We start from the raw sequence: 23807 nt of genomic DNA, 5'->3' as shown, positions 1-23807 counted from the left end.
CTAAAAAAATAGTTTAAACTAAAAATTTAGTTATATTTGTAATGAACTAAAACCTTAGTTGAATAAATTTACGGTGATTATGAGTGACAAAATGAAACCCCTTACTAAAGCAGAAGAAGAGATCATGCAAGTTCTTTGGCAATTGGGAAAAGCCAATGTAAAACAAGTTATAGCGGAACTCCCCAAGCCAAAACCGGCTTATAATACCGTGTCAACCATTGTGCGAATTTTGGAAAGCAAGGGGTTTGTAGATTACGAAAAGCAAGGGAAGGGGCATATCTATTTTCCTTTGATTAAGAAACAGGATTATAGCAATCAATCCTTGACGACCTTAATGGACAATTACTTTCAGGGTTCCTTTAAAAGTATGGTTTCTTTTTTTATGAAGAAAAACGATATCAGTTTAAATGAATTGGAAGCAGTTTTAAAAGAAATCGATAAAGAAGAGAAATGATGATACACTATCTTATACAACTGTTAGCCTACCAACTCCTTTTCCTTTTGGTTTATGATTTATTTCTTAAGAAGGAAACCTTTTTCAATTGGAATCGGGTTTATTTATTGGTCACTTCTGCCTTATCATTTGTAATCCCATTAATAAAAATCGAAAGCTTTAAAGAGGTGGTTCCCCAAACTTATATTTGGTCCCTTCCAAAATTGAATATTGATACTCAAGGACCTATCATCTTGGATGAAGTGATATTGCAAGGAACAACCAATAATGTTAATCCACTTTGGTATTTGTATGCCATCTTGATTTTGGGAGGTATTCTATCGCTTCTATATTTTCTTTATCGGATTTATACGATTTCACGACTTATCAAGACCCATAGAATGGATAAGGGGACGGTGTATCATGTTGTGGAAATTCCTAACAGTACTACAGCATTTTCATTTTTCAATTTTGTGTTTTTAGGCGCCAATATTCATGAAACCGAACGAGGAGCAATAGTTGATCATGAAAAGGTACATGTGGTACAACGGCATACTTGGGATTTAATCTTTTTTGAGTTACTACGTATCCCTTTGTGGTTTAATCCCCTCATATATATGTATCAAAGCCGTATGTCTGATTTGCACGAATTTATCGCCGATCAACAAGCGGTCAAACAAAATAAAAAACAATATTATCAAAATCTGTTGTCACAAGTTTTTGAGACTCAAAACGTGTCCTTCATCAACACTTTTTTTAAAAAATCATTAATCAAAAAACGACTAGTTATGTTACAAAAATCAAAATCAAGTCAAGTTCAATTATTTAAATACGCCCTTTTAATTCCGGTAGTTTTGGGAATGTTAATTTACTCGTCATGTGCTGACGATTCAAACTCAGTAGCTGACAATGAAATGAATTTAGATCAGTATTCTTATACTTTGAAGAAGGGTGAAAGTCTTATGGGAGACAAGAAGGTCATTCACGATCGTTATGAAGCTTTTTTAAAATCACATCCTGATTATGTTGCTTGGGGTGTCATTAGTGGCAATGAAGATCAAATTTCTTATAGTGTGCATCATAAGGATGAAAGTCTTCCAGAAGGATTTTCTAAAACAGAAGTTAGTTCTTCTGAAGGCGCTTATACCATGTATATGAATTTTCCTAATGGAGAATCAGCTACTTCAGCTGATTTGTTGCATAAAATAAATGCCGTAAAGGAACAAATCGAAATTGAAGGAAACATTTCTGAGGATGGAGAGAAAGGCATTCAGCTTTTATTTAAAATGTTAACGTTAGATACGAGTCCAAATGAAAAGTTGATAGGAGAAGTTCAGACCTATATGAATGCCTCAAATAAAAGCGAATTACACCAACGAATTACTGATTTATTTGAAGCTATTCAGGTTAAAGGTGATATGACTGTTGAAGAAGACCTAGCTTTAAAAACTTTATTAACCTTAGTTTCTGAAGAAGGCTTAGATGGACCATTCTATGAAGAAATCAAAGATCGTATTGAAATTCCTTTTGCTGTATTAGATCAAGTTCCTGCCTTCCCAAATAGTGGTCCCTTTGATTCAGAAGAAGAAAAAAAGAAAGCCTTTAGCCAAGAGATAAGCCGTTTCGTTGCTATGAACTTCAATACCAATTTAGCAAGTGAACTTGGATTAACAGGGGTTCAAAAGATTTCTGTATTTTTTAAAATAGGTGTAGATGGAAATATTACTGAAGTCAAGGCTAGAGCGCCGAAACCTGAGCTTGAAGCAGAGGCTATAAGAGTCGTTAAAATGCTGCCTACTTTTATCCCTGGCGAGCATCAAGGTAAAAAAGTAACCGTGCCCTATTATTTGCCTATTAAATTTCAAGTTAGTCAATAACAATAAACAGTAAGGACTCAAAATTTTCTTTTCGTTGAATTTAAAATCCGAAGATTCTCTTCGGATTTTTTTGTTTCTTGATAAGATGGCTTTGAATAATAAAAAAGTTGTACTTTTCGAGGTAATAACATCTCATGAAACGTATAGCAGTTGTTTTAGGGTGCTTGTTGCTATTTTCTTGCGACGATTTCAAGATAAAGAAGACATCTTCTGAGGCCATTTTAAATGAAGAACTAAAAACATTTAATTGGAACGAAGTCGATGCCTATCCCTCTTTTTCTGTATGTGACGAATCCTTAAATCAAAATCAGCGTAAGGAGTGTTTTCAAACCACTTTGACCAAGCTTATTACCAGAAAACTTACTTCTGAAAATGTAGTGGTAACAAGAGATGTAAGGGATACCATTTTATTGAAATTCCAAATTTCAAAAGATGGCCTTCTCAATCTACTTTCGGTAGAAGCCGATTCTTTAACTTATAAGGAAATTCCCAATTTAAATGGGTTGCTTCGAGTAGGCCTGGATTCTCTTCCTGAGGTTTATCCGGCACTAAAACGCGGACAACAGGTCACTACAGAATTTGTACTTCCTGTGGTGGTTATGGTAGATTAAAATTCCATTTTCAATCCAGCGGCAAAATCCATAGGGAAATCGGCGTAATTGTCTATTAAAACGGCATAGATGTGGTGGTAGTCCAAAATCAATGATATTTTTTTGAATAGTCTAATATCTGCCCCCAGTCCTAAAATAAAAGGAGCGTCAAGCCCAGATGAAGATTCTGTAAATTCCATTCCGTTTTCATCTATTTGGGTGATACGGGCAAAATTAAAGGTGGCCGCTTTTAAATTGGCATACATATCAAAGCCATTAAAATTCAAGAATTTGAATTTGTATCCCAAGGATAGTTGGGTTAATTGATGTTTAAATTCGTTGGTGTCTGGCTCGTATCTTAAGTTAAAGAAGATTGAATGCCTCGGAAGTTTTTTCTTGTTGAACAATTCTATTTCTGCACCAAAAAATGTCGTGGTTTCATCCGTTGGATTTTCAACAAATGGATGATTGGTCATACCTCCAAATAAGGCTAATGAAGTCCCTAGTTTAGTTCTTTCCTTGGCATTAAAATTGGGATCCACGCTTTTGTTGTAATCATTTAAAAATTCTCGCAAATCAAAAAGGGTGAGGTTAACTTTATCTACCTTTTTCATTGGGACTGAAGTCAACGATTGCAAGACAGATTTGTATTGCTCTTGATACCGTTTGTCTTCCCCTCTGGTATTTAAAAGCTCTACTATGTCACCGCTTTCCGTCTTGATGAAATATCTGAATTTTTTGTCTGAAACATTCCAGAGTAAGTCCAATTTTCCTTCTACTTCCGTTTCAAGTGTAAGGGTTTCATTGTCAATTTGGTAATCGGTTTGAGCAAAAAATGTAAAGCAGGTGAAAAAGAGTAGGGCGGCTATTAAAGGGTGTCTCATGAGGAAAACTTTTCTAGGGTAAATCTAATAAAAAAAGATAGATTTCCTATTGACCTAATTTTTGAAGGCTCTACCCTTCCAAACATATTGTTTTCTGAGGGAAAAGATAGCCATTGCTGAGCAATAAAACGGATAAATCAAAGTGCTAAAAACAAAGGATTTTAAGAGATGTTCTTGGGAAGTGAACCTGGTCATCTTATAAAGAAATAAAAAGTCAATAGCTGATTTTAAGAAGAATAATTTTATAAAAGTGACAAAGGGAATTAAACCAAATATGGAAAGAAAAATACCAGTAACCATAACCATATTTGTTGCGAAAACTAGTAGAGCAAGCCCTTTTCCAAGTGCACTTCCGTAATGACCAGTTTTGGAAGCCCATCTAATCCTTTGGTTTTTGAGGGCTTTAAAGTTTGCCGTTGGTTGCGTCTTCACTAGGGCATGTTCTGATTTTAAAAAATGAACTTCGTTTGGATATTTTTCAACTGCTTGCTGAAGCAAAAAAACATCATCTCCACTTGCAAGATGATCATGGTTTTCAAAACCGTTTAGACTTTTAAAGAGTGATTTTTTGTAAGCCAAATTAGCTCCATTACACATAAAGGGTTTCTTCATTCCAAAACTGCCAATGGTAGTGCCAATTAAACTTAAAAAGTCCAAGGTTTGAAATTTGTGGAAAAAGGAAGGTTTATTAAAGTAGGTGACCGGGCCAGCAACCAAAACAGATTTGTTTTTTTGTATAAACCCATCAAAACTGCTCAGCCAATATTTAGGGAGTTTACAATCGGCATCGGTAGTAATGATCCAAGGATGTTTGGCTTGGACGATAGCTGTATTGATGGCATCTTTTTTTGGGGAATGTGACTTTCTGTTGTTTTTTAGAATGGAATATTCAAAAGCATGTGTTTTCTTAAAATGTTCTATAACCATTACCGAGGTGTCTGTAGATTTATCGTCTACAAAAAGCACTTCAAACATAAGCTTTGGATAATCTAGTTGAGAAAGGGATTCCAAAAGAACGGGTAAGTTTTCTGCTTCGTTCCTAAAGGGAATAATTATGGAAAATGAGGTGGTTTCTTTGATGTCTTCTAAATGGAATTTTTCCACTTTTTCAAAACCAGCAATAAGCCGCCCTATGACAATAAGATACACGATGGTGACGATGGAAAAAACCAATATTATCATGCGGAAACTGGGTCTGGGAATTTAAATTTTAAAACAAAATAACTTCCTAAAATGGCCGGAAGGGCCCAATTGAGTATCCACATGGAGGTGGTGACACCAAGAATGGTTAGTTCGTTGACGCCTGCATAACTGAACAGGTAAATCCCTAAGCTTCCTTTTATGGCTAAATCCAAAATAAAAACCGTTGGTACCAAAGAAGCTAAAAGATACATACTGCTTACAATTATCATACTATCAAAATATGAAAGTTGGACACCTGCCAAATTAAGAAGAACAAAAAATTGAAAGGAAAAAACTAAGTATCTTAAAAGTGAAAGAGTCCATATTTTTACATAAAACTTGATAGAAATAGCTTTGTAGAATCTAAATAAGCTATTAACGGCATAGCCCTTAACATATAAATCCTTTTGACTTAACTTTTTTATAATAAATGTGATCCCTAGCAAGCAAACCAATATAAAGATGGTCGAGAAAAGGAATGTGTTTTGAGGGTTGTATTGTCTGACGAAAATCAAAAGTCCAAAGATTCCAAAAATAATGGTTGCTCCCAATTGTGATAGGTTCCCCAGTAATTTTAATAATACTATTTTCTTTCTTTCACTCGGCGCAAAATACATGGCCTTAACGCCGTATTCTGCTATTTTATTGGGTGTAAAAATAGAAGCCGTAAGTGACGCTAGGGATTGCTCAATGGCTTCCAAGAAGGTGATCTTACTTAGGGGTTTGACCAATGTTTTCCACTTTGAAACTTCCAAGAACCAATTGAGAAAACTCAAAAGGACTAAGAACCCCATGTTTTTTATAGAATATAGTTTTGTTTGGCTTAAAAAGCTATTGAGATCTTTGGTTTTGAGGTCCGAATTGAGGAAAACCTTGTAGTAAATAAAATAGAAGGCCGCAAGAACTAGCCCTATTTTTACAAGCACAAAAAAGAATTGTTTAGTTTTGTATGGATTGGATTCAGTCACATTTTAAGCTGTCAACGAATACAAATTAAATTGAATAACACATGAGCACCAAATTTACTTTTCCAAAAACCCTACTTATCCTTGGTATTCTAATTTTGAGCACTCAAGGTTTTTCACAAATGGAGGCAGCCAAATGGAAGGCGCAACTGTCATTAGGAATCAATCACCCTGACGGATCTGGTTATCCTAGACCCTTTTATGCAAAGGACATCAATTTTCCAACGGTAAACTTGGGGGTTCAACATATGTTTAAAGAACGCTTAGGAGCTAAATTGGACTTTGGATTTAATCGGTTTTCTAGTTTAAATGATACTCCGGAGTTTAAAACCAACTATACCAGAATCAATGCCCAAATCGTATATGATGCCTCCTCTTGGATGAGACCCATCTCTTATAGAATGGGACTGGTGGGTCATGCAGGCCCAGGTTATTCTATAATTAAACCATTGGGAATTTACAGAGACAACACTAATTCTTATTTAAATGCCATGGCAGGTATTGAAGTGCATTATGGAATTACCAGATCACTATCAGTATTTGCTGATACGTCCTTCATCTATGGGTTTGCAAAAGATTTCGATCCTATTACAGATGGTTATGGCTCTTTCAATGGCAATTTATGGACTTTTACGGTAGGTGTTTCTGTATCATTAAGTGGATGTTATTATTGTGATTAATGGCTAAAGAAAAAATCATATTGGGTATTGATCCCGGAACAACGATTATGGGGTTTGGTTTGATAAAGGTGGAAGGGAAATCCATGAAGTTTTTACAACTTAATGAACTCGACCTGAAGAAATACACGGATCATTATCTGAAACTGAAGAAGATTTTTGAAAGAACCATAGAATTGATAGATACCTACCATCCAGACGAAATTGCAATTGAAGCACCTTTCTTTGGTAAGAATGTGCAGAGTATGCTTAAATTAGGACGGGCTCAAGGGGTGGCCATGGCTGCTGGGTTGTCTAGAGAAGTACCTATCACTGAATACTCCCCCAAAAAAATTAAGATGGCCATCACAGGTAACGGTAATGCGAGCAAGGAACAAGTAGCCAAAATGCTCCAAAGTACCTTAGGCTTGAAAGAATTGCCTAAGAATTTGGATGCTACCGATGGTTTGGCCGCAGCGGTTTGCCATTTTTACAATGAAGGTCGGGTAGAGGTAGGAAAAAGTTATTCTGGATGGGCTAGTTTTGTCAAGCAAAACGCTTCAAAGATCAATAAACAATAAACAGATATCAATTCAAAAAGAATAACAGGTGTTTTCATGGAGGGAAAAACGGGAAATCCTTTGACTGATAAGTCCTATCTTCTGGCATTAAAAATTGTTGCCACCTACAAGCGTTTAGTTAAAAATCATAAGGAGTACGTTTTGTCAAAACAATTATTGCGAGCAGGAACTTCTATTGGCGCCAATGTAGCGGAAGCTAATGGTGCGATTTCTAAAGCCGATTTTTCAGCTAAAATTTCAATTGCTTATAAAGAATGTTTGGAAACTAAATACTGGTTAAATCTTTTAAAGGATTCTGATTTTATTTCAGAGATAGAATTTGATTCGTTATATGAACAATCAGACGAAGTAGCTAAGATTTTATTTTCAATTCTAAAAACAACACGTATAAATAAATGATTGTTTATTGTTAATTATTCACTGTTAATTGAACATTGAAACATGGCTGGAATCTACATCCATATTCCTTTTTGTAAAAAAGCCTGTCATTATTGTGACTTTCATTTTTCAACTTCTTTAAAAAAGAAAGATGAACTTGTACAAGCTCTAATGGAAGAGTTGGTTTTAAGAAAGGACGAATTAAAAAACCAAGCTATTGAAACCATTTACTTTGGCGGCGGAACTCCAAGTCTTCTCAGTCTTGAGGAGCTAGAGCATATTCTAAATACCATCAACAAGCATTTTGAGGTGATTGATACACCTGAAATCACTTTGGAAGCCAATCCAGATGATTTGACCCCAGTCAAAATAGAACAATTGGCCTGTTCACCCATTAACCGATTGAGTATTGGGGTGCAATCCTTTTTTGAAGATGATTTAAGGACGATGAATCGAGCTCATAACTCAAGTGAGGCCAAACAGTGTTTGGAATTGGCGGTTAAACATTTTGATAATATTACCGTCGATTTAATTTACGGTATACCCAATATGTCCATAGATAAATGGAAAGCCAATTTACAGACGGTATTTGAACTAGGAATTCCCCATATTTCCAGTTATGCCCTTACTGTGGAGCCTAAAACGGCATTGGCCAGTTTTATTAAACAAGGCAAATATCCGCCAGTAGATGAAAATCTATCCAAAGAGCATTTTGATATTTTGATTGAGGAAACCGGTCGACAAGGCTATGTGCAGTATGAAATTTCAAACTTTGGTAAGGAGGGGTATTTCTCCAAACACAATACCTCCTATTGGCAAGGGAAGCGCTATTTGGGCATTGGACCTTCGGCACATTCCTTTAATGGACAACAACGCAGTTGGAATATCCCTAACAATACCAAATACATTCAAGGAATTCAGAAAAAGGAATTGCCATCGCAGATAGAGGATTTAACCATTCAGGACCAATATAATGAATATGTAATGACTGGACTTCGCACCATTTGGGGTGTTTCCATTAACCAAGTAGAAGAAGATTTTGGATTGGATTTTAAGAATTATTTACTCAAACATGCTGAGAAATTCATCAAGCAGGGGGTGTTGGTTCTAACGGATGCAGATTCAGGCGCTCCCATTTTAAAAACAACGGAAAAAGGGAAATTTTTAGCCGACGGATTGGCATCTGAGCTTTTTTGGATTTAGTATCTTTGAGATTATGATTACAACTATTCAATACAATTCAAGAAAATTACAAATAGATTTATCAAAACCAGTAGATCTCTCTATTCCTATTAAGGCAATAAAAGATACCGTAAATGCTTGGTATGTTGAGGAACCCAAGATTTCTCCCGTGAAGATGGGGGAGTGGGTTGGTAGTGTAGAGCAAGGTTCGGCAGTAAACTTTAATGATATTTGGTTTAACCCACATGCTCATGGAACGCATACCGAATGTGTAGGGCATATCACAGATGAGGTACATTCTGTAAATCATCATTTAAAAAAATATTTCTTTTTGGCAGAGTTAATTACCGTAGCTCCTGAAAAAATGAATGGCGATTTTGTTATTTCCAAGAAACAAATTCAATTTGCCTTAGGAAATAAAAAACGGGATGCCATTATTATAAGGACTATTCCCAATACTAAAGAAAAATTGACGCAACAATGGTCTAATTCCAATCCACCTTATTTGTTGGCAGAAGCAGTGATTTATTTACGTGAAAAGGGGATAGAGCATCTTTTGATTGATTTGCCTAGTGTGGATAAGGAAAAAGATGAAGGCCGATTGGAGTCTCATAACGCCTTTTGGAACACTAGTGGAAGAATTAGATACGAAGCAACGATTACAGAGTTGATTTATGTGCCTAATGATGTAAAGGATGGTGAATATTTTTTGAACTTACAAGTAGCCCCAATAGATAATGATGCGTCACCAAGTAGACCCATATTATACCAAGTTTTGGAATCATGAAAGCCATTTTGAAATTAGAAGAATTAGCCATGTTCCTATTGGGAATATTTCTTTTTAGTCAATTGTCTTTTAGTTGGTGGTGGTTTTTGGCCTTTATAATGGCTCCAGACATTGGAATGTTGGGATATTTAAAAAATGAAAAAATAGGTGCGTGGTTTTACAACCTTTTTCATCATAAGGGATTAGCCCTTTTGTTGTATTTGGTGGGTGTTTATAGTTCTAACGAAACCATACAGTTTGCTGGAATTATTTTATTTGCTCATGCATCTTTTGATAGGTTGCTTGGATATGGTTTGAAGTATGAACAAGGGTTTAAGTTTACTCACCTAGGTGAAATATAAGAAATATGGAAGCGTTTTTAGGTCTTGTAATTGGCATATTGGTTACCATGGCTTTGGTGACCCTGGTCAAGCACGTGAAGTCTAAACAAGTAAGACATTCTCAATCCATTATCCTTCTGGATAAAATTCAAAAGGTTTGTAAGTTTATTACTGTTGAAGGAGACTTTGCTGAGATTTACCATTATGAAGACGTTAAGGAAAAGTTTCTGAAATTAATTTCAAGTCGGAAAAAGGCATTAGTAGTTATTAACGCTAAGGCTTATGTAGGATTTGATTTTTCTAAAGTAAAATTACGGGCTGATGAGGATAATAAGAAAATCATTCTTCAAGAGTTTCCCCAGCCTGAAGTATTGAGTATTGAGACCAATCTCAACTACTATGATAAAAAGGATGGTATGTTTAATAAATTTGACGCTTCCGATTTGACAGGATTACATAATGACGCCAAACAACATATTCTGGAAAAAGTTCCAGAGAGTGGTTTGTTTGCCATTGCCCAAAAGGAAGCATTGGATGCTATTTTAATGATGGAAACCATGGTGCAGACCATCGGATGGAAGCTGGATTATTCCACGCTGAAAATTGACAAGAAGGACCAAGCCATAATCGATAAGCAATCATGAATATAGAAGATTTAAGAGCCTATTGTCTGGGTAAATCCCAGGTAACCGAAGCTTTTCCTTTTGATGAGCATACTTTGGTATTTAAGGTGCTGGGGAAGATTTTTGCTTTTGTTCCGCTAGAAAAGTGGGAAGCTGGTGAACCCACCATTAGTCTGAAGTGTGATCCAGATTACGCTCTAGAGTTAAGAGCTCAGTACTCAGGTATTCAAGGCGCTTTTCATCTTAATAAAACCCATTGGAATTCAGTTGATTTAGGTAATGGTGAGGTTTCCATAGCACTTTTAAAGTCTTTAATCAACCATTCATATGATTTGATTGTAAAAAGTCTTCCTAAGAAACAGCAAGATTTAATATAGTCAATTTACAGTGTTTATTGGTTCTTCCATAGCCTAATGGAAATTATTTTTGGTCTTGTAAGTTGCTGATTGTTAAAGCAATGTTTTTTTTCGTATCTTTATAAGGAAATTCTTTCACCCCCCTATTCTAATTACATAGCGCACTTCCCCAAAAGTAACAAGGATTGTCCCAAATAGAATGTAGTTAATATTATAAACCAATATACTAACTCTAAATTTCTATTATTATGAAAACAATCAACCGTTTTTTAATGGCAATGGCTGTTATGCTATTTTTTGCCACTAATACTTCTCAAGCCCAAGAAGAAAATACCAGACCCAAATTTATTTCAGTAACAACCATGCATTGGAACATGGGCATGGATCCAGATGACTTTAGTATGGATGAATGGAAAGCTGTAGAAAAGGAATATGTCGATAAGGTCATCAAGAACAACGAGTATGTTATCGGTGTGAGCTACTACACCCACTACATTACGCCTTCAAACACCGAAATCCTTTTTGTAAAAACCTATCCGTCTTGGGAGGCCATTGAAAAATCTGCAGAGCGTGAAGCCGAATTGGCAAAAACCGCTTGGGGTAGTGAAGCGGCCATCGAGAAGTTTTTTAAAAAGAGAAACAATTACTATATGTTAGAGCATTCTGACGAAATTTATGTTCCTATAGACGGTGCTAAATTAATGGATGGAGCTCCTTCAGATGGTATGATACTCTATGTAAGGAAAAATAAGCTTTCCAATTATTTAGATGGTACTGAAAAAGAGTTCATGGAAGGTCACATGCTACATGCCAATAATATTGTCAATAAAAACGAGTTTGTTAAGGCTTATTATCCGCACATGCATGCCTGGGGGGCAGATAAAAGTGAATTTATAGAGGCTTATTTTATAAGCTCAATGGCCGATTATGAAAAAATGTTTGAAAGAAACGAAGCCTTGGCTAAAGAAAAATGGTCAGAGTCTGAACGTGAATCCATGGGTAAAAAGTACGGTAAGTATTTTACGGGTGAACACGGAGATTATATTTATAAGTACGTAGGAGGTATTACTAACTAAAACCTAATTCTTATTTAAACGAAAAGGGGGCAATTTAGCTCCTTTTTTTATTGCACTAATCGAAATCTCAGGGTATTTTTGCATCAAATAAATGTGATTATGAGTATTCGACAAACATTGGAAGAAAGAAGCCAAAATTCGTGTGAATTATGTGGTTCAAAAGAAAAGCTGGAAGTCTATATGATTCCCCCTTCTCTTAATGAAACTGTAGATAATAGTTTGTTGGTATGTAATACTTGTAAGGGGCAGATTGAGGAAACCTCAGACATGGATTCCAATCATTGGCGTTGTTTAAATGATAGTATGTGGAGTGAATTTGTACCTGTTCAAATTATGGCTTGGCGCATGTTGCATCGCATCAAGAAAGAAGGTTGGCCACAAGACTTACTAGATATGATGTATTTAGACGATGAGGCCTTAGCCTTAGCCAAGGCAACAGGTGAAGATAAAGACGAGAGTGAAAAAATAATCCATAGGGATGTGAACGGTGTAATATTGGAAACCGGTGACTCTGTGGTATTGATTAAGGACTTAAAAGTAAAAGGATCTTCTATGGTTGCCAAACAAGGGACCGCCGTAAGAAATATTAGACTGGACCATGAAAATGCCCAATATATAGAGGGTAAAGTAGACGGGCAACAAATCGTTATTGTCACCGAATACGTCAAAAAGGTGTAGGTTTTAGACTAATAAAAAAGTAGGTCGTCGGAGTATTTGGTAATCCAAATAATTTAATCTAAATGGCTGGTTTTTAATCGAATTAATTCAGGTTCGAAAGAAAAAAAGTCTATCTTAGCAGTCCCTTTTCCTGATTAATGGCATAAAGTATTAAGCAATTAAAATTTATGTTATTATGAACCTCATTATCAAGCAAAAAGAAAATCATTTTGAACTTTCAGGGTTTTTAACCCGACAAAACCTGCCTCGTTTTCAGAGGAGATTCCAAGACATTTTTCAAAAGCATTCCGAAGTAAAGGTTAACATTGAAGGCCTTAGAAGTATTGACCGCTTTGGTGTCATGGCTCTGGCTAGATTGCATAACCATGCTTTAATGCAAGAAAAAGCATTTTCCATTATAGGTTACGGTAGTAAGGAACTCTATGAAGAGTTTCAAACCGAGGATGTACTGGTGGCTTAATTAGCAGGAAAGATCTGCTATGATGCGCCATTGGCCGTCTATCTTTTTAAAGATGATCAAAAACACGCCATCGGCATTTCCTATGCCACGTTTTAGGTGAAACTCACCCATAACATAATAACTTTCGTTTTCTATGGGTGATATGCTTTTGATGACAAAATGAAGGGTCCCACTTTCTCTGGAGGTGGGATATCCTTTTTTATAATTATCTAATGTTTTTTGCCACCCGCTGGCAATGCCCTGGCTCCCGAAGAATTTTAAGGAGTCACTTTTCCAATAGCCTTCCATAAACCCTTCCAAATCGTGCTGGTTCCAAGCCTTTTCCTGTTCTTTCATGACCGCCAATATGGCTTCCTGGTCTGAATTATAGGTGGTGGTTTGTGCCAAACCCAGTTGGCAGGTAAGCAGTAGTGCTAATGCAAAAAAAATAGGCTTCATAACGTGGTGTTTATAAAACCTAATGTAATGATAATTGCTTAAAGCGCTTTCTTTTGATGTTTAAAAAAGGCATCGGCCTGCAATTGCATAAGCTCTCGGGCCTTTTTCTTTTTGTAGGCATACAATTCCTCCTCGTCTGCAATGTCGTTGTAAATCTTGTTGTTTAGGGTTCTGTCGGTTTCCAGTAGCACCTTGCGTTCGTTTACTTTTTGTTCTACCCATGTTTTTACGGCTGTTTCGGCATCTTCCAGTTTAAAGTCATATTCCCCTTTTGGAGAAAGCAACTTAGCGATAATGGGAGAGGTTTCAATGGCCAGAAATAAAAGAAATATAAAGAATGAGGGTAGCCATGGTAATGAATCCAGGGCATTGACACGAGCCATCAAACCGTCAAAACCATCAATAATGGGTTGGGTATTGGTAACCTGCTGGTCATATTGCGCCTTTAGCTGAGAGATTTGTGTCTCGGTTTCTGCTATTTTTTGTTTGTTATCTGTTTTTAATTGCTGCAGTTCGGCAAGGGCAGCATCGTGTTTGTCGCGTTTTTCTTGATACACGGGGCCTTTTCCCAATTTCATGGTGCCAGAGGTACCTTCGGCCTCAGTGATGTAGGTATTGTAAAGGGTGTTTACCTCGGTTTCCTTGTCATCTATTTGCTTTTGTATACTGATGAGGTCATTTTCTAAAGCTGTTATCTCGGGATTGTATTGTTCGGCTATTTGGTTTTGATTGGCCAAGGTGAGCTCGTTTTTTTGTTCCAATAGCACTTGGTCTATTTCCTTTTCAAAGATTTTAAGTTCCAAAGGTTTTGAGATGACCACAGCAATGATAACTGCCAGAATAATACGTGGGGTAGCTTGAATGATTTCATCCAACACCTGATTTCTTTTTTTGATGGTAGAAACGATAAACCTATCGAGATTAAAGATGAGCAGTCCCCAAATAAATCCAAAAAAGATGGCTGCCAAGAGATTGTCAAAAACTGTGTAGAGAGCATAGCCAGAAGCAATAAAGGCCATTAATGCCGTAAAAAAGACCGTGCCGCCTATACCGGCATATTTGTTCTGCTCGCCATTAGAGCATTGATCCAGAATGTCTGTATCTGCGCCACTGCAGAGAATAAAAAATTGTTTTATCATAACTGTTCGTTTTGTGGTTGATTGATAGGGTATTAGAACGCAAAAAATAAGGAATTGTTACATGATGTTATAAAAATAAACCACTTATCACACTAATATTAAACCATGCTGATGGAATTTATGTCGAACTGTACTTCCCAAATGACGAAGTTTTCTCACTATTAGGAGAGGGTGTTAATATAAATTGGGAATAAAAACCTATTAGGATGGATACTGGAGTGTTACTTCATAAAGATTGGATTGATATTTACGGAATGACCACCATTGGCAAAATTCGAAGAATCAAAAGTCAAGTTTTGAATTTTATTGCTTCGGATTTTTAAAGGAAATGCGCCCAATTTTATTAACTTGGAGTCATGACCCGAAACCCTTATGGATTTTTAATGCACAAAACGAAATACAAATAGTTACAACAAAATTGAAAAAATTAATTCTACTGACACTTATTCTTAAAACTACTTTTGGATTAGCACAAGAGGCGTATAAATTTGATTATGCCATTGAAACAGAAGTGACATATTTTAAAGAGGATTCTATTAAAAAGAAAGTTCTCTACTTAACTAATTCGAAGAATAATAGCTACTTTGCTCAAATCACTTCAAATGATAGTTTGCATTATAAATTGATCTTTAGGCATCATGATAAGCTATACTCCAAGGTATTGGTTTCAAAATCACAATTGAATATTGCAGAATTTATCAATATTAATTGTGAGTCAATATTGTATGAGAAGAACAAAAATAAACGTGCCGTCGAACGGTATGATTTTTTTTTACTGAAAGACACAATAGTTAAAGATATATCTCATAAAGCATATGAATTTAAAAGTATATTGAATCTGAAAAAAAGAATCCGAAAAGGGGCAGTAACAAGTCTATTTATCATAGACAATACAACAAGTTTCCATTTGCCTTTGTTAACTCATCCAACGGCCTACGAAGATTGGAAGTTAAACAGTAAATTACCTAATGGACTTTTTATAGAAAAAAAACACATAGATGTTTACAATATAGAACATAGTTCAGAAAAGCTAATAGCTTATACTCAAATTGACAAGAGCATTATTATTACAGGAGGGTGTGACGATTAAAAAAGTTTCGTAACACAAGGTTTCGTTTCTTATTTCTGTAGTATTTCTCAAAAAACACGGACTCCTTTTACTAACTTGATTCAATTATTAGTTCAATATTTAAGCTTTTTAAATGAGAAAAAACTATAAGGAACGAAGTTCAAATAGCATTAACCTACAACCCATAACGTCCTAATTCAAAATTTTTTAACTTTAACTTGGCTTGACTTGAAAAAGAAAAATGTTGTTCCCCAATTCTGGAAAGTTTTGAACAAGAAATAAAAACCATCGATAAATCCTACGAGTTGGTAGCTCAGGAAAATGATTTATTAAAATCAAACAACGGTGAAAAGTACTTTGAGGTTCTCACTCAATTTCCCGAATTAGAACTTTATGATGATGATATTCATCCAAATAAGAACGGTGCCTTTTTAAATGCCTGTATCTTTTACCAATTGCTCACAAACAAAAAAGCAGCTGATTTAAAATACATTGGGGATATCGAGCCGGAAACGGCCAAACTATTAAAGCAAATTGCTGAATAAGAGGCTGCTTTGACAACAAATACCCTTAAATAAAAAGCCTCGATATGTTCGAGGCTTTTTATCATTTATTTTTTTGACCAGAACTTGACGGTTCCTTTGTGGTCGTTAATGTTCGTGTTGATGTTAATATTTGGTTCCTTTTTAACGATTTTTAAAATCTCGTCATAAGTTACTTTCTTGTCATTGTAATAGTAGGTGATATCATCATTTTTATGGCTTTTCACAAAATCGTAAGCTGTTTTAGGAGTGTTAGTATCTAACTTGTTAACAGGAACTTCAACTATTTCAATAACCTCGCCTGAATTTGTTTTGCGTTTTGATACCTTCTCAGGATTCTCTTTAGCATATATGGCCGCACTCTTTTTGCGGCTTTCTGGACTCGGATAACCTATCACTTCCTTTTCTTGAAGGTCTGCTGTTTTAGGGGCTTTCTTGACTTTGGATTTAGAATATCCTTCCACTTCAATCACTTCAATAACCTCTGGTGCTTCTGGAGCAGGAGGTGGCGGAGGCGGTAGTACGGGGGTTAATTTTTCTTTATAAGCCAGTTCGTAATAAGTTTTATAAAGTTTCATCAAATCACTGTACTGATTCTTTAAATCTTCTTGTGTGCCCTTCTTGGTTTTTCTGTAAACACTTACCGCTTTCACATAGGCATCCGCTTCTTTTGTGTAATGCTTGTAGAGTTTTTGGAGCTCTGGAGACATGGTTCCCATTTCTACTGGAGGAGTAGGAGGTGGCGGTGGAATGTTAGGAAAGGGCTCTGCATGGGCTTTTTGTTCCTTTGTCATCAAGCCGTATAAGTACCCCAAACGCTCTACATCCTTTTTATAAAACCTTTGCTCTTCTTTGGGTTGTGAATTATACTTTTTGGCCAACTTATTGTACTCGGCTATTTGTGCTTTAGAGGCGCCTTCTTGCAGCGAATGAATGCTTACGCTTCCGTTGGGATTCTTTGTTAATGAAGAGTTATTAGGATCTCTAATGACTCCATCAGACACAGTGATTTCTCCAAATTGATTCCGTAGCGAATTTGCAATTTGCATTAAAACATCATAACGTAGATTTTCTCCCTTTGTATTGATGTATAAATCGGATTTTTGATTGTTTGTGATTTGTTTAAAGTCATCCAGTAATTTGTCAAAATTGGTGGACTTACCATTTAAGATTAGCCTTGTCGGATTTTGTTCAACTTGTAGTTCAGGAATGTCTAAATTCCTTATCACAGTATTTGAAGTTTTTTGATCATTCTCCATGAATGAAGAGCAAATACTGAAATGTTTAACATCCTTAGAGCGTATGAAGTCCGTTATCTGTTTATTGACCTTTTTTATAGTTTTCTCTGGGCGGCTTTCAGGGAACACAAGTTTGATTTGTATATGGTCTTCAATGTTAGTGATTTGGGATAGTTCTTCAATAGTGATTTCTTTAGATTGATAATACAGTTTACCCGTTTCATCAACTTGTAATTCAATATCACTTTTTTTATTTTCAATTGTTAGTTGATTTTGAATGAGATTGGAATGGAATACTTCTTTTCTGCTGCTAAAACTATAAATCAATAGGGCTAGTAATGGCAGTAATACCAAACTTTTGAGCCATTTGACCTGTTTTGATGTGTGTGTTTTCATAACTTTAAGTCGTTTTTTGATTAATGAATAATTGATGGATGATACCAGTTGGTTGTGTGATGATGAAATGGAATAGTCCAACAGTATGTTTTGATAGTTTTTGGTTTCAAAGCCATGTGACAATACCGCTTGGTCTGCCAAAAACTCATGATTCAGTTTGATGTCCTTTTTGATTAAATAAATCAGCGGATGAAACCAAAGCAGGATTTGCATCACTTCTATAAGTAGGATGTCTAACGTATGCTTTTGCTCCACATGGATCTGTTCATGGAGCAGTATTTCGTCTGGAATGTTTTTGGAGTCAAATTGGCTTTTTTCAACAAAAACATATTTTAAAAAGGTATGGGGAACAATGCTTTCAAGTATTAAAACCTGAATGTATGCTTCGCGGGGAATTTTCTGATTCCGTTTAATTTTTAAATGCAGACTCCAAAGATTATTGATAAAACGTAGTCCGAAGAACAAAACCCCAGCACCGTATATAACTCCTAAGTAAAAAGCCCAATTGAATGGTTCGTCTGTAGGCATGTCTTCCATGGGAAGAAGTGTGGGATCAAATGGAACACCTTCTGGTTCTAAAGGGATTTCCACATAAGTGGTCCAGGTAACTAACGGAATTAGGAAAGCCGCTACTAAACTGCCCAATAGGTAAAAACGTTTGAATTGGTGGATGCTTTCACGTTCTAAAATCAGCTTGTAAAATAGCATCAATACCAATAAGCAACCGGATGATTTCAATAAATAGATCAGCATCTTATTTCTTTTTTATCTCGTTATCGATAAGCGCTTTTAAATCTTCTAATTCCTCCTTGGTCAAATTGGTTTCTTTGGTGAAAAAGGAGGCAAACTGACTGGCGCTGTCGTTAAAAAAGTTTTTAATGAGTCCGTTGACTTGTTTAGAGAAATAGTCTTTCTTTTTTACAAGTGGATAATATTCTCTGGACTTCCCATAAACTTTGTAATCTATAAACCCTTTGTCCTTAATACGCTTTAAAAGCGTAGCCAAAGTGGTTGGAGCTGGCTTGGGATCGTCATAAGAATCCAACAAATCTTTCATGAAGGCCTTTTCCAGTTTCCATAAATGATTCATAAGTTCTTCTTCTGAATTTGATAGCTGCATTTCTACAAGATTAGAGTTAACTCTACAAATGTAGAATAAATATTTAATTCTACAAGTATAGAAGTAAATTATTTTGATAAAAAAAAGCCGCTTTCAAGAAGCGGCTATGGATTTATTAGGATAATTCGGTGATATATTGGTAGAACCATGGAATGGTCTCAATCCCTTTAAGACAGTTCCAAACCCCAAAAGGTTCATTGGGGGAGTGGATGGCATCGCTATCCAGACCGAAGCCCATTAAAATGGAACTACATAGATATGAGACAACCATTAAAAATGGTTTAGGAATATGACCAAAATTACGTAGTTCTACCTATTTTATTTTAAAAGTTTACAACCTATATTAGAGTCTTTAAAATTACTATGAAAAAACATTTCACCCTATTAGCCTACTGCCTCCTGTTTATTTCCCTAACAAACTGCAACAAAGATGATGACAATACGCCACAAAACCCAATAAACCAATTACCTCCTGCCACACAAACTGGTGAGAATACGTTTGGTTGTTTAGTTAATGGTGAGCCTTTTGCAATAGAAAATTCGGCGAATATAGTCGCTATTTTTCAACAAGGCTCTCTTTTTATATCGGGCGAAATCGATGCAGATGATAGAGATGAAAACATATCTATTTTTTTGAACAATGATAATGTAATTGTAGAAAATGGAGTATATGATTTATTCAATTCAACTACAAATAGTGGAAAATTCGAAAACCAAATTGAGAGCTGTGATTACAATACCACTAATGGCTCTTTGGGCACGTTAACTATCACTCATTTTGATGAGGTGAACTTTATCATTTCAGGAGACTTTCAGTTTGAAGGCTACTCAGACGAATGTTCTAATGTAATAAATATTACCAACGGTCGCTTCGATATGCAGTACATACCATAACATTCTTTAACTACTTACCATAATTGGTGTAGGTTAACAGGATCATTTAACAATTCAAAAAAAAAATCCGCTTTACAACAAGCGGATTCAAATTTTATTCAGACAACTCCCTAAAATACTTATAAAACCAAGGAATGGTTTCAATACCTTTTAAGTAGTTCCAAACTCCAAAATGTTCATTGGGGGAGTGTATGTCATCACTGTCCAAACCAAAGCCCATTAAAATGGTCTTGCTCTTTAATTGTTCTTCAAACAAAGCAACAATAGGGATACTTCCGCCGCTTCGTTGCGGAATTGGGGTTTTTCCAAAAGTCTCATGGTATGCTTTGCTCGCTGCCTGATAGCCCATACTGTCTATTGGTGTCACATAGCCTTGACCACCGTGATGGGGTTTTACTTTTACTCTCACCCCTTGTGGAGCAATGCTCTCGAAATGTTTGGTGAATAAGTCGGTAATCTCATGCCAGTCTTGATGAGGTACCAATCTCATGGAAATTTTTGCGTACGCCTTACTTGGTAATACAGTTTTGGCACCTTCACCGATGTAACCGCCCCAAATACCATTCACATCCAAAGTGGGTCTGATAGAGTTTCTCTCATTCGTAGTGAAACCTTCTTCACCATACACTGCATCAATATCAATAGATTTTTTGTAGGCCTCCAAAGAAAAAGGTGCCTTGGCCATTTCGGCACGTTCTTCAGTACTTAATTCTTCGACCTTATCATAAAATCCTGGGATGGTAATGTGGTTGTTTTCGTCATGAAGGGACGCAATCATTTTGGATAAAACATTGATGGGATTTGCCACAGCCCCACCATACAGTCCAGAATGTAAATCCCTATTAGGACCAGTAACTTCCACTTCCACATAACTCAAACCTCTTAAACCTGTAGTGATGGAAGGCACATCTTTAGCAATCATTCCCGTATCAGAAATAAGAATCACATCATTGGCCAATTTTTCCAAGTTTCTGGGTACAAACCAAGCCAAATTTTCAGATCCAACTTCTTCTTCACCTTCAATCATAAATTTCACATTGCATGGTAGTTGGTCAGTTTTGGTCATGAATTCCAAAGCTTTTACATGCATATACATTTGTCCTTTGTCATCACAAGCGCCTCTGGCAAAAATGGCGCCTTCGGGATGTAAATCCGTTTTTTTGATAACCGGGTCAAATGGGGGCGACGTCCATAAATCAATAGGGTCGGCGGGTTGCACATCATAGTGTCCATAAACCAAAACTGTCGGTAAATTTTTGTCAATTATTTTCTCGCCATAGACAATTGGGTTTCCAGGCGTTTCACATATTTCTGCAAGATCACAACCAGCATCCAATAAGCTTTTCTTAACGGCTTCAGCCGTGTTTAAAACATCTTTTTTATAGGCTGAATCAGCACTGATAGAAGGCATTTTAAGCAAATCAACCAATTCGGAAATAAATCTGTTTTGATGGGTTTCTATATAATTTGAAATGTCTTTCATGGGTGTTTTTATATTTCTTCAAAGGTACGAAAAAGGGGATGATTAAATTTTTATTTGGAATGCTTGGAATTTAAAAGGAATGTGTATATTTGCATCCCGATATTTATCGGAGTTTAATGATTGCGGGCGTGGTGGAATTGGTAGACACGCTAGACTTAGGATCTAGTGCCGCGAGGTGTGAGAGTTCGAGTCTCTCCGCCCGCACGAAAAGTAAAGCTTCTTGGAAACAAGAGGCTTTTTTTATTTAAAGAATTTTAGATTATTGGAAATAATGGGAGACGAGAAGTTTATGCTGAGCGTAGCCGGAAAGAATATCTTTGTTCGAACAAAAAAAACCTCCAAGAGTTCCTTGAAGGTTTTTTTGTGGACTAAAGTTTTATATGGAGTTCTATTGGAAAACCTATTTTTTAACGATCAAAAATTCTGAACGTCTATTTTTGGCATCTTCTTCCTCGGTGCAATTGGATTTACAATCAATTTTGGGCTCTGAACTTCCCATGCCTTTTGCAGTTAGTCTGTCTTTGCTAATGCCTTTAGAAATCAGATATTGCATGGTGGCTTGTGCTCTTCTTTCAGAAAGTTTTAGGTTATAGTCCTGACTTCCTTGTGTGTCTGTATGTGATCTTACCAAGATTTCCATTGTGGCATGCGTGTTCATGATGGAAACTAGTTTATCAAGTTCTAAAGCACCCTGTGGGGTAATGTTGCTTTTGTTGAATTCAAAGTAAATGTTATTCAGTTTTACTTCGGTTTCTGTAATTATTTCATCAAGTGGACTTAGGGCAGCACTTATACTAATCTCGGTTTTTTGGGAAGCTGAAACAGGAATGCTTTTGCTGTCATAGCCCTCTTTGGAAACTGTGATGAAATAATCAACTTCACAACCTACTTGAAAAGCAGTTTGTCCTTTAACGTCAGATGTTTGTGTAGCTATTTTATTGTTTTGAGCATCTGAAAGGATTACTTCGGCTCCAGGAATAATGTTATTGGTTTTACTATCAGTAACTAAGGTTGTGATGTCTAATTTGCAAATAGGAGTAGCAATGAAAAGGTTATCTGCCCCATCTCGGTTGGAAGAGAAATAACCTACTTTTTTGGTGTCATTCATACTAAAAGAAAAATCATCATGATTTGTATTGATACCATTTCCTAAGTTTTCTGCTTCATTATCGGCGTTTAGGTCCAACTTGAAAACGTCCAATCCTCCATAACCTTGTTTTCCATTTGAGGAAAAGTAAAGAATATTGTTCTTGCTGCTAAATGGGAATCCTTCCTTACCAGCTGAATTAACTTTAGGTCCCATGTTTTCTGGTTGTCCATAACTGTTACCATTAACACTTATTTTCCAAATGTCAGTATCACCAATCCCACCAGGCATATTTGAGGCAAAGTATAGTGTTTTACCATCGTGGCTAATACTAGGATGAGTCACGGTATATTCTGTACTATTGATAGGTAGTGCCTCGATATTTTCCCATCGACCATTCACTAAAGTAGCCTTGTAGATACCTTGTTGCGCTAATTTGACACTATTCTTCTTAATTTTTTTATATGATTTCTCGCTGTGACCATCTCTTGAAAAATACATTGTTTTACCATCCGAACTAATGGTTATTGGGCCATCGTGATAAGCTGTATTCAGTTCTTTAACTTCTTGAGGTCTAGATTGGGAGCCATTGTCATTTCTTTTAGAACTAAAAATGTCTAAATAAGGGGTTTTTGTTCCCTTGTCTTCTTTGCTAGTCTCTTTTCTTGTACTTACAAAATAAAGGATATTGTCGTTTGATAAAACGGCACCAAAATCACTTTCTTTAGAATCACTGATTTTGCATTTTTCTACCGTAAATGATTTGTCTTTATCTGCCAGTTGGGGAACGTAATCTGGATTTGCTAAATAGGCTTTTGCTCTTTGATCATCAGGTTTTAACTCAGAAAACTTATCCATTTGCTTTTTGGATGCCTCATAATTCCCTTCAGACTTAAGAATTTGGGCATATCGGTAGTAGGTTTCGGCGTCTTGTTTACTTTTTACAGCTTTGGCGTACCATTTTGAGGCTTCTTTGGTATTGTAAATATTATAATAACTATCACCTAATTGTTTATAAACATAGCCGTTGGCCTTTCGGTCATTAACAAGTTCCAAATAGGCTTCAATGGCATCCACATACTGATAACCATCATAAAGTTTATCGGCTTTTTCTGTTAATTCATTTTGACCGAAACCTGTTGTAATACTTAATGTTAAAATTAGAATACTAAATATTTTCCTCATGCTTTAAGTTGTTTTAGTTAGAAATCTCTAAGAGATTGATACTTTCTGCGCGAAATTTAAGGCAAATTATTACAGTATTTCATAAGATTCTGATGTTTTTGCATTTTAAAAAGTAGTAATTGCTTTAAATTTTGGTCAATGGTGACCTTAAAGGGAAGAGGAGAGTTCGGTTGGGCAATTAATAGGGA

General features: G+C 36.0%; 26 protein-coding genes, 1 tRNA gene and 1 pseudogene. 18 read left to right on the top strand and 10 right to left on the bottom strand.

The window, feature by feature from the left end; translation table 11 throughout:
- The first annotated feature begins 91 nt into the window (after positions 1 to 91).
- The 3 genes from GZ212_RS05125 (at position 92) to GZ212_RS05115 (ending at position 2921) form a co-directional block, all read left to right on the top strand.
- Positions 92 to 454, top strand: coding sequence for a BlaI/MecI/CopY family transcriptional regulator (locus tag GZ212_RS05125; protein WP_053972093.1), 363 nt, complete (start codon positions 92 to 94; stop codon positions 452 to 454).
- Positions 451 to 2310 carry a M56 family metallopeptidase gene (locus GZ212_RS05120; RefSeq protein WP_166957856.1) on the top strand — a complete coding sequence of 620 codons (1860 nt, stop codon included), beginning with the start codon at positions 451 to 453 and terminating at the stop codon, positions 2308 to 2310. The genes GZ212_RS05125 and GZ212_RS05120 overlap by 4 nt, the downstream gene beginning before the upstream one ends.
- 134 nt (positions 2311 to 2444) lie before the next feature.
- Positions 2445 to 2921 carry a hypothetical protein gene (locus tag GZ212_RS05115; protein ID WP_166957854.1) on the top strand — a complete coding sequence of 159 codons (477 nt, stop codon included), beginning with the start codon at positions 2445 to 2447 and terminating at the stop codon, positions 2919 to 2921.
- Here the strand turns inward: GZ212_RS05115 and GZ212_RS05110 are convergent.
- The 3 genes from GZ212_RS05110 to GZ212_RS05100 are packed head-to-tail and all read right to left on the bottom strand — an operon-like array spanning position 2918 to position 5760.
- Positions 2918 to 3784: a hypothetical protein gene (locus tag GZ212_RS05110; RefSeq protein ID WP_166957852.1), complete on the bottom strand. Its 867-nt coding sequence runs from the start codon at positions 3782 to 3784 to the stop codon at positions 2918 to 2920. The two genes, GZ212_RS05115 and GZ212_RS05110, sit on opposite strands and share 4 nt — an antisense overlap.
- Before the next feature lie 54 nt (positions 3785 to 3838).
- On the bottom strand, positions 3839 to 4966 hold the full coding sequence (locus GZ212_RS05105; RefSeq protein ID WP_166957850.1) for a glycosyltransferase: 1128 nt from the start codon (positions 4964 to 4966) through the stop codon (positions 3839 to 3841).
- A complete protein-coding gene (locus tag GZ212_RS05100) occupies positions 4963 to 5760 on the bottom strand; it encodes a hypothetical protein (protein ID WP_240923754.1) in 798 nt (265 codons plus the stop codon). Before GZ212_RS05100 ends, GZ212_RS05105 begins: the two co-directional genes overlap by 4 nt.
- Positions 5761 to 5975: 215 nt before the next feature.
- On the opposite strand from GZ212_RS05100, the gene GZ212_RS05095 reads away from it, so the two are divergent.
- From GZ212_RS05095 to GZ212_RS05045, 11 genes are all read left to right on the top strand, one after another.
- Positions 5976 to 6611 (top strand): outer membrane beta-barrel protein, encoded by a 636-nt coding sequence (locus GZ212_RS05095; RefSeq protein WP_053971207.1) that lies wholly within the window; start codon positions 5976 to 5978, stop codon positions 6609 to 6611.
- Positions 6611 to 7168 carry a crossover junction endodeoxyribonuclease RuvC gene (gene ruvC / locus GZ212_RS05090; protein WP_166957848.1) on the top strand — a complete coding sequence of 186 codons (558 nt, stop codon included), beginning with the start codon at positions 6611 to 6613 and terminating at the stop codon, positions 7166 to 7168. The genes GZ212_RS05095 and ruvC overlap by 1 nt, the downstream gene beginning before the upstream one ends.
- Before the next feature lie 36 nt (positions 7169 to 7204).
- On the top strand, positions 7205 to 7567 hold the full coding sequence (locus tag GZ212_RS05085) for a four helix bundle protein (RefSeq protein ID WP_166957846.1): 363 nt from the start codon (positions 7205 to 7207) through the stop codon (positions 7565 to 7567).
- Positions 7568 to 7609: 42 nt separating this feature from the next.
- Positions 7610 to 8749 (top strand): radical SAM family heme chaperone HemW, encoded by a 1140-nt coding sequence (hemW, locus tag GZ212_RS05080; protein ID WP_166957844.1) that lies wholly within the window; start codon positions 7610 to 7612, stop codon positions 8747 to 8749.
- Between the two features lie 13 nt (positions 8750 to 8762).
- Positions 8763 to 9515 carry a cyclase family protein gene (locus GZ212_RS05075; RefSeq protein ID WP_053971210.1) on the top strand — a complete coding sequence of 251 codons (753 nt, stop codon included), beginning with the start codon at positions 8763 to 8765 and terminating at the stop codon, positions 9513 to 9515.
- The gene (locus GZ212_RS05070) at positions 9512 to 9856 is read left to right on the top strand and encodes a DUF4260 domain-containing protein (protein WP_166957842.1); all 345 of its coding nucleotides are present in this window, start codon (positions 9512 to 9514) and stop codon (positions 9854 to 9856) included. Before GZ212_RS05075 ends, GZ212_RS05070 begins: the two co-directional genes overlap by 4 nt.
- A gap of 5 nt (positions 9857 to 9861) precedes the next feature.
- On the top strand, positions 9862 to 10479 hold the full coding sequence (locus GZ212_RS05065) for a DUF4230 domain-containing protein (protein ID WP_166957840.1): 618 nt from the start codon (positions 9862 to 9864) through the stop codon (positions 10477 to 10479).
- The gene (locus GZ212_RS05060; RefSeq protein WP_053971213.1) at positions 10476 to 10835 is read left to right on the top strand and encodes an MmcQ/YjbR family DNA-binding protein; all 360 of its coding nucleotides are present in this window, start codon (positions 10476 to 10478) and stop codon (positions 10833 to 10835) included. The genes GZ212_RS05065 and GZ212_RS05060 overlap by 4 nt, the downstream gene beginning before the upstream one ends.
- 227 nt (positions 10836 to 11062) lie before the next feature.
- On the top strand, positions 11063 to 11890 hold the full coding sequence (locus tag GZ212_RS05055; protein ID WP_166957838.1) for a hypothetical protein: 828 nt from the start codon (positions 11063 to 11065) through the stop codon (positions 11888 to 11890).
- A 99-nt stretch (positions 11891 to 11989) separates the two neighbouring features.
- Positions 11990 to 12568, top strand: coding sequence for an alkylphosphonate utilization protein (locus GZ212_RS05050; protein ID WP_166957836.1), 579 nt, complete (start codon positions 11990 to 11992; stop codon positions 12566 to 12568).
- A 175-nt stretch (positions 12569 to 12743) separates the two neighbouring features.
- The gene (locus tag GZ212_RS05045) at positions 12744 to 13028 is read left to right on the top strand and encodes an STAS domain-containing protein (RefSeq protein WP_082316546.1); all 285 of its coding nucleotides are present in this window, start codon (positions 12744 to 12746) and stop codon (positions 13026 to 13028) included.
- Here GZ212_RS05045 and GZ212_RS05040 read toward each other — a convergent pair whose 3' ends face one another.
- Positions 13029 to 13466, bottom strand: coding sequence for a DUF4440 domain-containing protein (locus GZ212_RS05040; RefSeq protein WP_166957834.1), 438 nt, complete (start codon positions 13464 to 13466; stop codon positions 13029 to 13031). It abuts the gene before it with no gap.
- A gap of 38 nt (positions 13467 to 13504) precedes the next feature.
- Positions 13505 to 14605 (bottom strand): DUF4407 domain-containing protein, encoded by a 1101-nt coding sequence (locus GZ212_RS05035; RefSeq protein WP_166957832.1) that lies wholly within the window; start codon positions 14603 to 14605, stop codon positions 13505 to 13507.
- Positions 14606 to 14933: 328 nt separating this feature from the next.
- On the opposite strand from GZ212_RS05035, the gene GZ212_RS05030 reads away from it, so the two are divergent.
- Together GZ212_RS05030 and GZ212_RS05025 are read left to right on the top strand one after the other, a co-directional pair.
- Entirely contained in the window at positions 14934 to 15695 is a 762-nt protein-coding gene (locus GZ212_RS05030) for a hypothetical protein (protein ID WP_166957830.1), read from the top strand.
- Positions 15696 to 15979: 284 nt separating this feature from the next.
- On the top strand, positions 15980 to 16219 hold the full coding sequence (locus GZ212_RS05025; protein WP_166957828.1) for a hypothetical protein: 240 nt from the start codon (positions 15980 to 15982) through the stop codon (positions 16217 to 16219).
- A 65-nt stretch (positions 16220 to 16284) separates the two neighbouring features.
- Here GZ212_RS05025 and GZ212_RS05020 read toward each other — a convergent pair whose 3' ends face one another.
- The 3 genes and pseudogenes from GZ212_RS05020 to GZ212_RS05010 form a co-directional block, all read right to left on the bottom strand.
- Complete coding sequence (locus GZ212_RS05020; RefSeq protein WP_166957826.1) at positions 16285 to 18603, bottom strand: M56 family metallopeptidase; 2319 nt, start codon at positions 18601 to 18603, stop codon at positions 16285 to 16287.
- A gap of 1 nt (position 18604) precedes the next feature.
- On the bottom strand, positions 18605 to 18970 hold the full coding sequence (locus GZ212_RS05015; protein WP_053971221.1) for a BlaI/MecI/CopY family transcriptional regulator: 366 nt from the start codon (positions 18968 to 18970) through the stop codon (positions 18605 to 18607).
- 115 nt (positions 18971 to 19085) lie between these two features.
- Positions 19086 to 19274 (bottom strand): annotated as a pseudogene (locus GZ212_RS05010) (peptidase dimerization domain protein); the annotation flags it as partial.
- A gap of 59 nt (positions 19275 to 19333) precedes the next feature.
- Between GZ212_RS05010 and GZ212_RS05005 the strand changes: the two are divergent.
- Positions 19334 to 19864, top strand: coding sequence for a DUF6252 family protein (locus GZ212_RS05005; protein ID WP_166957824.1), 531 nt, complete (start codon positions 19334 to 19336; stop codon positions 19862 to 19864).
- Positions 19865 to 19958: 94 nt separating this feature from the next.
- On the opposite strand, the gene GZ212_RS05000 is transcribed toward GZ212_RS05005, so the two are convergent.
- Entirely contained in the window at positions 19959 to 21347 is a 1389-nt protein-coding gene (locus GZ212_RS05000) for a dipeptidase (protein WP_166957822.1), read from the bottom strand.
- Between the two features lie 122 nt (positions 21348 to 21469).
- Here GZ212_RS05000 and GZ212_RS04995 point away from each other — a divergent pair.
- Positions 21470 to 21551, top strand: a tRNA-Leu gene (locus tag GZ212_RS04995).
- A gap of 196 nt (positions 21552 to 21747) precedes the next feature.
- Here the strand turns inward: GZ212_RS04995 and GZ212_RS04990 are convergent.
- The gene (locus GZ212_RS04990; RefSeq protein WP_166957820.1) at positions 21748 to 23619 is read right to left on the bottom strand and encodes an OmpA family protein; all 1872 of its coding nucleotides are present in this window, start codon (positions 23617 to 23619) and stop codon (positions 21748 to 21750) included.
- Between the last annotated feature and the right edge of the window lie 188 nt (positions 23620 to 23807).

It is taken from the genome of Mangrovimonas sp. CR14 (genome assembly GCF_011764015.1).
GTDB lineage: Bacteria > Bacteroidota > Bacteroidia > Flavobacteriales > Flavobacteriaceae > Mangrovimonas > Mangrovimonas futianensis.
This window is presented reverse-complemented; position numbering and strand designations above follow the sequence as displayed.